The organism is Streptomyces sp. NPDC001889 (assembly GCF_053594535.1).
This window is the reverse complement of record NZ_JBSFER010000038.1, coordinates 1-12,497: the sequence shown is the minus strand read 5'-3', so window position 1 is coordinate 12,497 and position 12,497 is coordinate 1. Positions and strand designations below refer to the sequence as shown.

The window sequence follows — 12,497 nt, the reverse complement described above, 5'->3', positions numbered from 1 at the left end:
GCCGGCCCCGGCCGAGGTGCCCGGCACCCCCGTGGCCGCGTCCACTAAGCTCCTTGGCATCCACAACGAAGGGCGGAACGGGCATGCGCACCTGGATGCCGCGACAGTGGGGAGTGGCGATCGTGGTGGCCGCCCTCGCGGCGGTGGCGATCGGAGTACCGACCGGTGTCGTCCCCACCGGACTCTTCGGGCGGATGACCCCCGTCCTCTGGTGGAACTACCCGGTCTGGGCGGCCGGCTCCGTCCTCACGGGCCTGCTCGCGGGCACCTACGCCGGTGGGGCGCGGCCCCGGGCCGGCGAGAGGCCCCACGGCGGGCGCGCGCTGGCGGCGGCGGCGCTCTCGGCCCTCGCGGTCGGCTGCCCCGTCTGCAACAAACTCGTGGTGCTCGCGCTCGGGATGAGCGGGGCGATGTCCTACTGGGCCCCCGCGCAGCCGGTGCTGGCCGTCGCCTCGCTCGCGCTCCTCGGCCATGCCCTCGTACGGCGTCTGCGCACCGCGGACGCCTGCCCGGTACCGGCCGCCGCTGCGCCCGCCGTTCCGGCTGCTCCGGCTCCGGCTCCGGCTTCCGAGAGGGCGCCGGCCGCCCCGCGCGGGGACGGCCGCTGACGCCGGCGCGCCGCGCGGACGGCCGGACCCCCGGTCAACCGGTCAGACCCGCACACCCCACATGAACGGCATACCGCTGCGCGCGATGGACTCGTAGCGCACGTTCGCCCCGGGCTTGGGGGAGTGGAGGATCTGGCCGTTGCCGGCGTAGAACCCCACATGGCTGAGGTCGGTGCGCATGATGATGAGGTCGCCGGGCTTGAGGTCGGAGAGGGAGTTGATCCGGGTGCCGATCTGGGCCTGCGCCTGCGAGGTGCGGGGAATCGACACATTCGTCTGCTTGAACGCCCAGGACGTCAGCCCGCTGCAGTCGAAGGAGCCCGGCCCGGTCGCCCCCCACACATAGGGCATGCCGACCCTGCTCTTGGCCGCGTCGAAGGCCGATGCCGCGCGCTGGGACCCACTGGCCTCGTTGCCCAGTTCCGTCCGCTCGCTGGCCCGGTCGGCCCGCTCCTCCTTCTCGGCGATCCTGGCCCGCTCCTTGGCGGAGAGGGTGTTGAGGAGCCGCTGCGCCTCGGCGAGCTTCCCCTGGATCTCGTTCTTCTTCTCCCGCAGCTCCGTACGGGTGTCGCCCAGGTCCGCCAGCTTCTCGGACGCCTGCCGGCGCTGCTGCTGGAGATCGCGCTGCTGCGTCTGGAACTGCTCCAGCTCGATCGCCTGCCGGTCGCCGAGCCGGTCGAGGGCGGACGCCTTCTCCAGATACCGATCGGGGTCGGAGGAGAGCAGCAGCTCCATGGAGGGGTCGATTCCGCCACTGCGGTACTGGGCGCCGGCGATCGAACCGAGCCGGTCGCGCAGCCCGTTGAGGTCGTCCTGCTTGCGGGCGGCGGTCTCCTGGAGGGTCTTGACCTGCTTCTCCAGCTTGCCCGCCGCCTCCTTGGCCCCGTTGTACTTCTCGGTGGCCTGGGTGGCCTCCTCGTACAGCCGGTCGATCTGCGCCTGGACGCCCTTCTTCCGGGGGTCCGGGAGCGGGTCGGCCGAGGCCGACTGGGTCGACATCGCGACGGCCGCGGCGGCCGTCGCCGTGAGAGCGGCGGTGTACGCGGAGCCGGCCTGCTTGGGACGGCGGTGACGACGGTGGGAGGCCACGGGGGCGCGCTCCTTCTTCCTCGGCCGCCAACGAGGAGCACCCTGCTGCCCCGGCTCCGCCCCCGGGGGCACGGATGCGGCGATGAACCTCCGCGGCCACCCTGCCGGGTGGCCGACTGTTCGAAGGCACCGTAAGGCTAATCCGCTTAGCTGATTGGTTTCAACCGGGGTGCCCGGGGAGGTTGGGGAGCAAGGTGCGGCCCCGGGCCGTCCGTTCAGGGGGACGCCGGGGTCCGCAGGGCCGCGAGGGTGGTCTCCAGGCCGGTGCGGTCCGGCCGGTTCCAGGGGAGCTTCCCGAGGAGGGCGGCCAGGGCACAGGTGTTGGAGAGGGCGGAGTAGACGAGCCCGGCGGCGATTCCCGCGGAGAACAGCTGGAAGGCGGGGTGGACCAGGAGTCCGAGCAGCAGGCCCAGCAGGACGAGGGAACCGGCGGTGAGGCGGACCTGGCGGTCCATCGCCCAGCCGGCCCGCGCCTGGGCGGGGCGGTGCAGTTCGCCGCCGGTGGCGGACCAGGCCGCCGTGCCGCCTTCCAGAGTCGCCGCCGTGACGCCCTCCCGGGCCAGCAGCGCGCAGGCGTTCCGCGAGCGCGCCCCGGAGGCGCAGACCAGGAGGAGCCCGCCCCGGCCCGCTGCCTCGCGCAGGGCGGGCAGGGCCCGGTCGAGGGAGTCGAGGGGGATGTTGAGGGCGGTGGGTATGTGTCCGCCGGCGTACTCGCCGGGGGTGCGTACATCGATGACGGTGAGGGTGTGCAGACGCTCGCGGGCGAGGTCGGCGGTGAGGGTGGTGTCCATGGCGCGGTTCCTTCTCGGCTCGGTACGGGTCGGGGTCGGTACGGGTCGGGGTCGGTACGGGTACGGGAGGGGGTCGGGGCCGGCGGGGCCGGTCAGACGACGCTGTCGAGGAACATGAGGGCGGCCACCGCCAGCAGGACCTGGGCGAAGACCCGCTGGAGACGCGGTCCCGGGACCTTCGCCGCGAGCCGTCTGCCGTCCCAGGCGCCGAGGATCGCCGCTCCGGTGAAAGGGGCGACGACGGCCCAGTCGAGACCGCCGGCGGTCCCGGCGCGGGTGGTGAGCGCGGCGATCGAGTTCACCGCGACGACCAGCAGTCCGGTGCCGACGGCGGCCCGCATCCGCAGGCCGAGCACCCCTGTCAGGGCGGGCACGGCGAGAAACCCCCCGCCCACGCCCAGGGTGCCGGTGAGCGCGCCCAGCCCGGCACCGGCGCCCACCGCACGGGCCGGCCGCACGGGCCGCTCCTCGGCCGGCGGGGCGGGGCGGAGCATCCGCAGGGCCGCCAGCGCCGCGATCACCGAGAACGCGGCGGTCAGGACCGGGCCGGGGAGCCGGCTCGCCGCGAGGCCGCCGAGCATGGCGGGGCCGATGCCCGCCGCGGCGAACAGCAGCCCGGCCCGCCAGCGGACATGGCCGTCCCGGGCGTGTCCGACCAGGGCGGTGAGCGAGGTCACCGTGACGATGATCAGGGCCGCGGTGGCGGCGGCGGCGGGGCTGAAGCCGAGCGCGTAGATCAGCGCGGGGACGGCCAGTACGCTCCCGCCGCCACCGAGCCCGCCCAGCGCCAGGCCGACCACCGCTCCGGCCACCAGGGCCACGACGAGCACACTCATATGAGCGCGCCCGGGGTCCGGCCCGGCGCCGGGCGCGGGGTGCCGGGGGAGTGCCCGGCCCGCGCGCCGGGGCCGCCGGAAGCGTCGGAGGTATCCCGGGTGTCGGAGGTATCCCGGGTGTCGGCAGTGTCGTGGGTCGCGAGGACCGCGGGGGCGCGTGCGGCGTCATGGGGGCAGCGGGGCACGGCGGGGCTCCTTCCGGTGCCGGGAAGAGGGAGGGGTGGGTGCGGCTCAGCCGCTGGTACGGATGGCCAGGCCCGCCTCGGCGGCCCGGTCGAAGCCGTCATCGACGGCGACCACGTCCCGCCCCGCCGCCGCGAGCAGCGAGGCCGCGATCCCGGCCCGCATCCCCCCGGCGCAGTGCACCCAGACCGTCCCGGCGGGCACCTCGTCGATCCGCCGGTGCACGGTGTGCACGGGGAGGTGGACCGACCCCTCGATGTATCCGCCCGCGCGCTCGGAGTCCCGCCGGACGTCCAGCACCACCGGCTCCGCGCCCCCGCGGATCTCCCCGGCGAGCTCGGCGAAGACCGCCCGGCGGAACGACGCCGGGGCCTCACCGGGCCGCAGCCAGTCGGCGGGGCCGCCGGTGGCCGCCGCGGCTGGCCGGTCGATGCCCACCCGTACCAGCTCGCGCTGCGCGTCGGCCAGCTGCCCGGGCGACTCGGCGAGCAGCGTCACGGGCCTGCCCCACGGGATCATCCACGCGAGATAGGTGGCGAGCTTGCCGTCGGCCTCGAAGTTGAACGATCCCGTGACGTGTCCGGCGGCGAACGCGACCCGGTTGCGCAGGTCGACGACCCACTCGCCCGCCGCGAGCCGGGCGGCTATGGACTCGGCGTCCGCGGGTGCCGGAGCGGTCAGATCGACCGGCTCGGGCCCCGCCGCGTTCGCCGGGCCCATATGGGCGTAGTACGCGGGTACGTCCTCCAGCTCCGCCAGCAGCCCGGCGACGAAGGCGTCCACGTCCTGGAGCAGGGCGGCGTTGACCGTCTTCTCCCGGCCGATGGTGCTGGTGTCGCCCGCCGCCCGCCCGGACGAGCAGAAGCTGCCGAACCCGTGGGTGGGGAGGACGGAGGTGGACTCCGGCAGCTCGGCGGCGAGCCGGTGCGCGGAGGCGTGCTGGGCCCGGGCGAGCCGGTCGGTGAGCCGGGGCTCGACCAGATCGGGGCGGCCCACGGTGCCGATGAGCAGGGAGCCGCCGGTGAACGCCGCCACCGGGGTGCCGTGCTCCTCCAGGACGTACGCCGTGTGGTGCGGGGTGTGGCCGGGGGTGGCCAGGGCCCGCACGGAGAGGCCCTCGTCGATCTCGGCCACATCGCCGTCGTGGACCGGGACGCGGGCGAAGGAGACCTGGGCCGCGGCCGGCACCAGATAGGTGGCGCCGGTCACCCGGGCCAGCTCCAGACCGCCGGTCACGTAGTCGTTGTGGATGTGTGTCTCCACGACATGGGTGATGCGCACCCCGCGGCGGGCGGCCGCCCCGATCACCCGGTCGATGTCGCGCGGCGGGTCCACCGCCACGGCCGCCCGGGCGCCTCCGGCCAGATAGTGCCGGTTGCCCAGGCCCTCGATCTCGATGGTGTCGACGAAGAACACGTCCCGCTCACATCCTCAGTAGGTACCCCCCGGGGTATTGATTCGACCGTAACAGATTACCCCCGGGGGTATAGTGGGGGGTGATTCGCCGCAGACCGGACAGCCCTCCCACCGCCCTCACCAAGGAGCCCGACGGATGAACGCGCCCGCGCAGGAACCCGCCCCGGCCTCGACCGGGACCCCGGCCACGACCGCGCCCCCGGCCATGACCGCCGACGAGGAAGCCGCCGCCCGCGCCGTGCTCAACCGGCTGCGCCGCGCGCAGGGGCAGCTCTCGGCGGTCATCACCATGGTCGAGGAGGGGCGCGACTGCCGGGATGTCGTCACCCAGCTCGCCGCCGTCAGCCGCGCGCTGGACCGCGCCGGATTCAAGATCATCGCCACCCGGATGCGTGAGTGCATGACCACCCGCGAGGACGGCGAGGAGCCCAAGCTCAACGAGGAGCAGCTGGAGAAGCTCTTCCTCTCCCTGGCCTGACCCGCCGCCCGATTCCCTCCCCGGACCCTCGGCGCGGCATGTACACGCCCGGAGCGGGTAGCCGGGCCGCTGGAACAGGGAGGGACATCGATGACCTTGACGGACAGACCGGCCCCGGCCGCCGGCGACCACCGGTGCGGCCACGGGAGCCACCGCGGCCCGGACAGCGCTGGGGCCGACGACGGCGAGGAGAGCCCCCAGGAACGGGTGAACCGCCGCTGGAACGAGATACTCCAGGAGACCCGCGTCGCCCAGACGGGCGTCCAGATCCTCTTCGGATTCCTGCTGAGCATCGCCTTCACCGCCAGCTTCCGTGAGCTGGAGACCCCCGGCCGCGCCCTCTACGTGCTCACCGTGGCACTCGGCGCGTCCGCCACCGCCTCCCTCATCGCGCCCGTCTCGATCCACCGCTTCCTCTCCGGGCAGCAGATGAAGGACGAGGTCGTGCGCACGGCCGGCCGGCTGGTGGTCTGCGGGATGGTCCTGCTCGCCCTCACCATCGGGTGCACCCTGCTCCTGATCCTCAATGTCGTCCTCACCGGGCCGCTCGCCACCGCCATCGCCGCGGTGGTGATGCTCTGGTTCGCCCTGTGCTGGTACGTGCTCCCCTTCCGGCTGCGCCGCCAGGGCAAGGAGAACGGGAACACCGGCGGCTGAGCCGCCCGCCCTGCCCCTGCCCCTGTCCGGGCCGGCGGCTCCGCCCGGGCCCGCGCCCGGTCACGGCACGCGCGGGCGCACCGGATCGACGATCCCGCCGGGCGAGGGCAGCCGGTGCGCGTGGGCGGGCTCGTACACGGCGGCGAGGGTGGTGAAGACGACGGCGACCGCGACGGCACCGGGGTCGAGGACCCCGTCGCTGTGGGCCCCCACATAGCTGGAGCGCCCCAGCCGGCCCCGGAGCCCGGCCGTCCGGCGGGCCCCGTCGACGGCGGCGAGGGCGGCCTCGGTGAGAGGGGCCGCGACCGTGTCGGCTCCGGCGCCGGCGAGGGTGTCCACGGCGGGCGAGAGCGCGTCGACCAGCGTGCGGTCGCCGACGGCGGCGCCTCCCGCCCGGCAGATGGCGTCGCGGGCGGCGGCCACCGCCTCCGTGAAGGCCGGCAGATCGCACTTCTCCTCGTTCACGAGGACGGGCGCCACCCGCTGGAACAGCAGCCCGAAGAGCGGCCCGCTCGTACCGCCCACCCCGTCCAGGAACTCATGGGCGAGAGCGGTGGTGCCGGCCGTGCCGTCGGCCCTCGCCCGCTCCAGGGCCCGGGCGACACCACCGGTGAAGTTGTCGCCGAAGTCCCCGTCACCGCTCAGGGTGTCCAGCCGGGTCAGCTCCGGATGCAGCAGCGCGCAGACCTCGGCGAGCCGCTCCACGACCACCCGGCTGCCCCGCACCAGGGCCGGAGCCTCCGCGCCCGGCGGCACCGGATCGGCGACGGCCTCCGGCGCCGACGCTCCCGGCAGCCGGAGCGGTGTCCGCGTCGGGGCGCACCACAGATCGAGCCAGCCGGGCGCCAGCGCGGTGAGGGTGAGACTGAATCCGGAGGTGTCCAGGGCGGAGACATAGGTGCCGGCGGCGAGCGCGGCGACGGCGACGCCCCGGCCGGCCAGCCGCGCCCGGGCCAGCTCGCCGATGGAGCGCAGCTCCAACTCCCCGGTGCCGCCGAGACCGTTGACGAGCAGCAGCACCTCCCGGCCGTCGGCGCTCCCCGTCTCCGCCAGCAGATCGTCGACCATGCGGTGGACCAGCTCGGCGCAGCTCCGGGCGGAGACGGTGGCGGCGCCGCGCTCGCCGTGGATGCCGATCCCGTACTCGTACCGGCCGTCCGGCAGGTCGAAGGCCGGGCGGCCGGTGCCGGGCACCGTGTGCGCGCGGGCGGCGACGCCGATGGTGCGGGAGCCGGCCGCCACCCGGGAGCCCAGGGCGGCCAGCCGCTCCAGCCCCGTGCCCCGGTCCGCCGCCGCGCCGAGGATCTTCTCGACCACCACGGTGGCCGCGGTGCCCCGCCGCCCGACCCGGGAGGCGCCGGTGGCCACGTCGTCGTCGACCACGACCTGGGCCACCCGGTAGCCCTCGGCGCGCAGCAGCTCCCCCGCGCCGGCGAAGGCGAGCCGGTCGCCGGTGTAGTTCTTGACGATGTGCAGCACCGCCCGTGAGGCGGAGGCGGAGGCGGCGGCCCGGGAGGCCGAGGCGATCTGGCGCGCGGTCGGGGCGGCGGAGATCTCCCCGGGGACGACGGCGTCCAGGCCGCCCGGGCCGAGCAGCCCGGTGTCGAGCGGCTCGTGCCCGGAGCCGCCGCCGGCCACGAGACAGACCTCGCGCCCGGGGGCGCGGGCGGCCGTCCGCAGGAAGAGGGGCTCCTCGGAGAGCCGGATGTGCGGGTAGGAGAGCGCCAGTGCCCGGGCCGCCGAGCGGGCGGCGCCTGGGGCAAGGAAGTAACTCACGGCAAAGGCTCCGATGGTCGCACTGCTGGAGAGGGGCCTCCGGCCGGTGGGCCCGGACGCGGGTACGGCGCCCCGCGCGGGCGGGTTCGGCCGCTCCACCACGCCACCTCCCGAAGGCGGTGCCCCGGCGCGGCCGCTTCTGACCGGCGGCGCACCCGCGGCACCCTCGGCCATGCCCGGCCCGCCACCCGGCCGGTACGGTACTTCAGCGCCCGGCCCCTTTCGCGCAGCCGCGCCACGACATCCCCGTACTGCTCCGTCCGGGCGCACACCGGCCCGCGTCGCCCGGCCGCGTGCTTCCGCGGTGCGGGAGCGAACCCGGCCTCGCCGGCGTTTGAGGCGCGGGGGTTCGGGGACCGGCCCCCGACCGTGGCCCGCGGGGTGCGGGTGCCTGTGGGCCAGGGTCCGTCCTCAAGCGCCGGACGGGCTGGGAGGTCGCGGGGTGCGGGTGCCTGTGGGCCAGGGTCCGTCCTCTGGCGCCGGACGGGCTGGGAGCCCGTACCGTGCGGGGTTCGTCCCCGAACCTCACGGAGCTGCCTCCGGGAGGCACCCCAGCCGGGCCGGAAACCGACGCTTCCGTCCAGCCCGGGAGCCCGGACCCCCGGCCCAGCCCCCACGGCGAGCCCGCCCCCGCCCCCTTGCCGAACCGGCAAGCAACCTCGCCGCCCCGGGCATCCTCCCGCATGATCAGCCCTGGGGCGCAGCCCGAGCCCGCCCCCCCCGGAGCCCCACAGGAGGACCCATGCCGCACCCCATCCACCGCCTGGTCCCCGCCCCCGCCGGCCGTGTGCATCTCGTGGAGCAGGGCACGGGACCCCTGGTCCTGCTCGTCCACGGCTTCCCGGAGTCCTGGTACTCCTGGCGCCACCAGCTGCCGGCGCTGGCGGCGGCCGGATACCGTGCCGCCGCCGTCGACGTGCGCGGTTACGGGCGCTCCTCCAGGCCCGTCGCCACGGACGCCTACCGGATGCTCGACCTCGTCGAGGACAGCGTCGCCGTGGTGCGGGCGCTCGGTGAGCGGACGGCCGTGATCGTCGGGCACGACTGGGGTTCCACCATCGCCGCGAGGTCCGCCCTCATCCGGCCGGACGTCTTCAGCGCCGTGGGCATGCTGAGCGTCCCCTACGAGGCGCCGGGCGGGCCGCGCCCCTCCGATGTGTTCGCGCGGATGGGCGGGGACGACGAGTTCTACATCTCCCGGTTCCAGGAGCCCGGCCGGGCCGAGGCCGAGGTGGAGCCCGATGTCCGGGGCTGGCTCGCCGGCTTCTACGCGGCCTTCTCCGGTGACACCATGCCCGGGCCCTCCGCCCCGGCCCCGCACTTCGCGAGCCGCACCGGAACGCTCAGGGAGCGCTTTCCCGCCGGGCGCCTGCCGGGCTGGCTCAGCGAGGAGGACCTCGACGTCTTCGCCGGGGAGTTCGAGCGCACCGGTATGACCGGGGCGCTCAACCGCTACCGCAACATGGACCGGGACTGGGCCGACCTCGCCGCCGCGGGATTCACGGGGGCCGCCATCGGTCAGCCGTCCCTGTTCATCGGTGGTGCGCTGGACGCCTCCACGACGTGGCTGGCCGACGCGATCGCGGCCTTCCCCGCCACTCTGCCCGGGCTGAGCGCGGCCCATCTCCTCGAAGGCTGCGGCCACTGGACCCAGCAGGAGCGGCCCGATGAGGTCAACCGGCTGCTGACCGGGTGGCTCGACTCCCTGCCGGGGTGAGGGGTGCCGGGGGGCGAGCGCCGGCTACGGGTGTGCCGTCACCAGTAATGCCGCCGGCCGCCCACGGCGTGACCCAGGGCTCCCAGGACCCACAGCACGATGCCGATCGCGACCAGGATGATGCCGATGGTCCAGAGGACGCCGATACCGGCCAGCAGGCCGATGATCAGCAGAATGACTCCGAGGATGATCATGGTGCCTCCGATGACGGAGAGTCCCCCTGATGCAAGGCATCCCCCGCACGCGCGATGCCGAAACACCCGCCCCACTCACCCCACCCCTCACATGTCCCCCCGCGTGACGGTTCCGCCGCCCGGCGCGACCCCGTTCGCCCCCCCCGCGCCCCCCTCGCCGGCCGGACCGGGTTCGCCCGCGTCTCCGGTGCGGTTGACCCACCCGGCCCGCCCGGCGCCTGAGGACGGACCCCGCACCACGGGCGCCCGCCGCCGTGCCCCGGGCACAGCGGATCGCGGGCCGGGGGCGGGTGTGGATCGCTCCGCACGAGGTAGACGCCGCACATGACCCCACACGATCCCACCGCCTCCCTCCCCCTCGCCGCCCCGGGCTCCTCCTCCCTCCTCCTGGTCATCGTCGGCGTCATCATCGCCGGCGGCCTCCTCGCCGCCTTCTGGGTCGGCAGCCGCCGCGCCGCCCGCAAACCGAAACCGCCGCAGGGCCCCCAGCCCCGCTCCGACTCCTGGCAGCACCCCGACACCCCCACCGACCCCCGCCGCCCATGACCGGACCGGGCCGGACCTCCCCGGTGAGAGGAAATCCGCTCACCGGGGTAGATTCGGACACGAGGCCCCTGTGACACTCATCGCGCTGCCGGGCGTGTACGCCCCGCAAGACGACACGGCCCTGCTGGCGGGCGCACTCCACGAGGAGCACCTGCCACCCGAGGCCGCGGTCCTCGACATCTGCACCGGGACCGGCGCACTCGCCCTTCTCGCGGCCGGGCGGGGCGCCCGGGTGACGGCGGTCGACAGCTCCCGCCGGGCGGTGGCCACCGCCCGGCTCAACGCCCGGCTCGCCCGCCTTCCGCTCCAGGTCCTCCACGGCGATCTCCTCACCCCGGTGACCGGCCGCACCTTCGATCTGATCCTGGCCAACCCGCCCTATGTCCCCGCCCCCGGTGACACCGCGCCCCGGCACCGCGCGGCCCGCGCCTGGGACGCCGGCCGGGACGGCAGGCTCGTCCTCGACCGGATCTGCCACGACGCCCCCGCCCTGCTCACCCCCGGTGGTGTCCTGCTCCTCGTCCACTCCGCGCTCAGCTCGGAGCGTGCCACCCGCGCGCAACTGGAGGACGCGGGGCTCGAAGCCTCCGTGGCCGGCCGCCGCCGGATCGCCTTCGGACCCGTGCTGCGGTCCCGCAACCGCTGGCTCACCGGCCGCGGTCTGCTCCGGCCGGGGCAGGACCGGGAGGAGATCGTGGTGATCCGGGCGCACAGGCCCGCGCCGGACCGGGCACCCACCGGCCCCTCCCCCCGCCCCGGATCGGCGACTCTCCCCGGTGCGATGAGCTGTTCGGGGTACGGGTGAGACATGGCCACCGAACAGCGGAACCCTCGTCTGCCCTCGCCGCGCGGTGACCTGTCGGCCGCCCTCGTCGCCGCCCTCTCCGAGGACGCCCCACTGCCGGGCGGCACCGCCGCCCAGGCCGCCGACCCCTACGGCGACGATCTCCAGCTCGCGCTCTACCTCGGTTACGAACTGCACTACCGGGGCTTCGCCGGTGTCCCCGACACCAAGGAGTGGGACCCCGATGTGCTGCGGTTCCGCGCCGCCCTGGAGGCGAGGTTCCTCGGCGCGCTGCGCACGGACGCCACCCGCCACACCTCGGTCGCCGACGCGCTCGCCCCGCTCCTCGTTGAGCCGGTGGACGGCACCGGTGTCTCGCACTTCCTCCAGAACGAGGGGGAGCTGTGGCACCTGCGGGAGTACGCCGCCCAGCGCTCGCTCTACCACCTCAAGGAGGCCGACCCGCATGCCTGGGTGCTGCCCAGGCTGTGGGGCCGCGCCAAGGCGGGGATGGCCGCCGTGGAGTACGACGAGTACGGCGCGGGGCGCGCGGAGCGGGTGCACGCCCGGCTCTTCGCCGACCTCATGGCGGACCTCGGCCTCCACACCGCCTACGGCCACTATCTGGAGGTCGCCGGGGCGCCGATGCTGGCCGTCGTCAACCAGATGTCCCTCTTCGGCCTCCACCGCTCCCTGCGCGGCGCTCTCGTCGGCCACTTCGCGACCGTCGAGATCACCTCGTCGCCCGCCTCCCGCAGGCTGGCCCGCGCCATGGCCCGCACCGGGGCCGGCCCGGCCGCCGAGCACTTCTACGCCGAGCACATCGAAGCGGACGCCGTCCACGAGCAGATCGTCCGCCGGGACGTCATCGGCGGCCTGCTGGAGACCGAACCCCATCTGGAGGCCGATATCGCCTTCGGCATCGACACCACCTGCCACCTAGAGGACCGCCTCGGCCACCACTTCCTCACCGCCTGGCGGGGCCACACCACCGCACTGCGCACCGCGCACGGGGAGGCGGTGGGCGCCCATGCCCGGTGAGGGAGCCGAAGTGCGGCGGATCAGTGTCCGGGACGGCGGGCCGCTGCTCGTCGAGGGACCCGTCGAGGTCGTCCTGGAGGACGGCACCACCGTCTCGTCCGACCGGTTCTGTGTGGCCCTGTGCACCTGCCGCCGCAGCCGCAGCTACCCCTGGTGCGACACCAGCCACCGCCGGCGCACCAGGGACTGATACACCTCTTCCGGATCGTGCCGGGCTCGCGTGCCCCGGCAGAGACTCCCCAGCGAGGACGGGCGGCGGCCCCGTGCCCCGGGCACGACTCGGTGGGCGGACCCCCGCGCGGGCAAAACGATCCTTCAGCTCAGCGGCCGGGAGCACGCCGTGCGCAGGGCGCTGGTCGCCCCCGCCTTCCGGGGCACCGA

General features: G+C 75.1%; 14 protein-coding genes. 8 read left to right on the top strand and 6 right to left on the bottom strand.

Going from position 1 to position 12,497, the window contains the following annotated elements; translation table 11 throughout:
- Positions 1-53 precede the first annotated feature (53 nt).
- Positions 54-608, top strand: coding sequence for a hypothetical protein (locus ACWCRA_RS33020; RefSeq protein ID WP_451069295.1), 555 nt, complete (start codon positions 54-56; stop codon positions 606-608).
- 42 nt (positions 609-650) lie between these two features.
- Here the strand turns inward: ACWCRA_RS33020 and ACWCRA_RS33015 are convergent, their stop codons facing one another.
- The 4 genes from ACWCRA_RS33015 to ACWCRA_RS33000 form a co-directional block, all read right to left on the bottom strand.
- Complete coding sequence (locus ACWCRA_RS33015) at positions 651-1,697, bottom strand: NlpC/P60 family protein (RefSeq protein WP_451069294.1); 1,047 nt, start codon at positions 1,695-1,697, stop codon at positions 651-653.
- A gap of 215 nt (positions 1,698-1,912) precedes the next feature.
- On the bottom strand, positions 1,913-2,488 hold the full coding sequence (locus tag ACWCRA_RS33010; protein WP_451069293.1) for a rhodanese-like domain-containing protein: 576 nt from the start codon (positions 2,486-2,488) through the stop codon (positions 1,913-1,915).
- A gap of 92 nt (positions 2,489-2,580) precedes the next feature.
- Entirely contained in the window at positions 2,581-3,324 is a 744-nt protein-coding gene (locus ACWCRA_RS33005; RefSeq protein WP_451069292.1) for a sulfite exporter TauE/SafE family protein, read from the bottom strand.
- Between the two features lie 231 nt (positions 3,325-3,555).
- Positions 3,556-4,923 carry a rhodanese-like domain-containing protein gene (locus ACWCRA_RS33000; protein WP_451069291.1) on the bottom strand — a complete coding sequence of 456 codons (1,368 nt, stop codon included), beginning with the start codon at positions 4,921-4,923 and terminating at the stop codon, positions 3,556-3,558.
- 205 nt (positions 4,924-5,128) lie between these two features.
- Between ACWCRA_RS33000 and ACWCRA_RS32995 the strand changes: the two genes are divergently transcribed.
- Both ACWCRA_RS32995 and ACWCRA_RS32990 read left to right on the top strand, forming a co-directional pair.
- A complete protein-coding gene (locus tag ACWCRA_RS32995) occupies positions 5,129-5,401 on the top strand; it encodes a metal-sensitive transcriptional regulator (protein ID WP_451069307.1) in 273 nt (90 codons plus the stop codon).
- Between the two features lie 90 nt (positions 5,402-5,491).
- A complete protein-coding gene (locus tag ACWCRA_RS32990) occupies positions 5,492-6,058 on the top strand; it encodes a DUF6328 family protein (RefSeq protein WP_351558842.1) in 567 nt (188 codons plus the stop codon).
- 60 nt (positions 6,059-6,118) lie between these two features.
- Here the strand turns inward: ACWCRA_RS32990 and ACWCRA_RS32985 are convergent, their stop codons facing one another.
- Entirely contained in the window at positions 6,119-7,834 is a 1,716-nt protein-coding gene (locus ACWCRA_RS32985; RefSeq protein WP_351558844.1) for a dihydroxyacetone kinase subunit DhaK, read from the bottom strand.
- A 742-nt stretch (positions 7,835-8,576) separates the two neighbouring features.
- Here ACWCRA_RS32985 and ACWCRA_RS32980 point away from each other — a divergent pair.
- Positions 8,577-9,551, top strand: a complete 975-nt coding sequence (locus ACWCRA_RS32980) for an alpha/beta hydrolase (RefSeq protein WP_351558846.1) — start codon at positions 8,577-8,579, stop codon at positions 9,549-9,551.
- 38 nt (positions 9,552-9,589) lie between these two features.
- Here the strand turns inward: ACWCRA_RS32980 and ACWCRA_RS32975 are convergent, their stop codons facing one another.
- The gene (locus ACWCRA_RS32975; protein WP_351558848.1) at positions 9,590-9,745 is read right to left on the bottom strand and encodes a DUF6131 family protein; all 156 of its coding nucleotides are present in this window, start codon (positions 9,743-9,745) and stop codon (positions 9,590-9,592) included.
- A 324-nt stretch (positions 9,746-10,069) separates the two neighbouring features.
- Between ACWCRA_RS32975 and ACWCRA_RS32970 the strand changes: the two genes are divergently transcribed.
- From ACWCRA_RS32970 to ACWCRA_RS32955, 4 genes are all read left to right on the top strand, one after another.
- Entirely contained in the window at positions 10,070-10,291 is a 222-nt protein-coding gene (locus tag ACWCRA_RS32970) for a DUF6479 family protein (RefSeq protein ID WP_351558850.1), read from the top strand.
- A gap of 70 nt (positions 10,292-10,361) precedes the next feature.
- The gene (locus tag ACWCRA_RS32965) at positions 10,362-11,096 is read left to right on the top strand and encodes a HemK2/MTQ2 family protein methyltransferase (protein ID WP_351558852.1); all 735 of its coding nucleotides are present in this window, start codon (positions 10,362-10,364) and stop codon (positions 11,094-11,096) included.
- A 3-nt stretch (positions 11,097-11,099) separates the two neighbouring features.
- Positions 11,100-12,116, top strand: coding sequence for an iron-containing redox enzyme family protein (locus tag ACWCRA_RS32960; protein WP_451069290.1), 1,017 nt, complete (start codon positions 11,100-11,102; stop codon positions 12,114-12,116).
- Positions 12,106-12,306 carry a CDGSH iron-sulfur domain-containing protein gene (locus tag ACWCRA_RS32955; protein ID WP_351558856.1) on the top strand — a complete coding sequence of 67 codons (201 nt, stop codon included), beginning with the start codon at positions 12,106-12,108 and terminating at the stop codon, positions 12,304-12,306. Before ACWCRA_RS32960 ends, ACWCRA_RS32955 begins: the two co-directional genes overlap by 11 nt.
- Positions 12,307-12,497 lie beyond the last annotated feature (191 nt).

Bases quoted from the DNA above. Each gene is read 5' to 3' on its own strand.
- ACWCRA_RS33010 (WP_451069293.1), bottom strand. From the start codon at position 2,488: ATGGACACCACCCTCACCGCCGACCTCGCCCGCGAGCGTCTGCACACC.
- ACWCRA_RS33005 (WP_451069292.1), bottom strand. From the start codon at position 3,324: ATGAGTGTGCTCGTCGTGGCCCTGGTGGCCGGAGCGGTGGTCGGCCTG.
- ACWCRA_RS32995 (WP_451069307.1), top strand. From the start codon at position 5,129: ATGACCGCCGACGAGGAAGCCGCCGCCCGCGCCGTGCTCAACCGGCTG.
- ACWCRA_RS32990 (WP_351558842.1), top strand. From the start codon at position 5,492: ATGACCTTGACGGACAGACCGGCCCCGGCCGCCGGCGACCACCGGTGC.
- ACWCRA_RS32980 (WP_351558846.1), top strand. From the start codon at position 8,577: ATGCCGCACCCCATCCACCGCCTGGTCCCCGCCCCCGCCGGCCGTGTG.
- ACWCRA_RS32975 (WP_351558848.1), bottom strand. From the start codon at position 9,745: ATGATCATCCTCGGAGTCATTCTGCTGATCATCGGCCTGCTGGCCGGT.
- ACWCRA_RS32970 (WP_351558850.1), top strand. From the start codon at position 10,070: ATGACCCCACACGATCCCACCGCCTCCCTCCCCCTCGCCGCCCCGGGC.
- ACWCRA_RS32960 (WP_451069290.1), top strand. From the start codon at position 11,100: ATGGCCACCGAACAGCGGAACCCTCGTCTGCCCTCGCCGCGCGGTGAC.
- ACWCRA_RS32955 (WP_351558856.1), top strand. From the start codon at position 12,106: ATGCCCGGTGAGGGAGCCGAAGTGCGGCGGATCAGTGTCCGGGACGGC.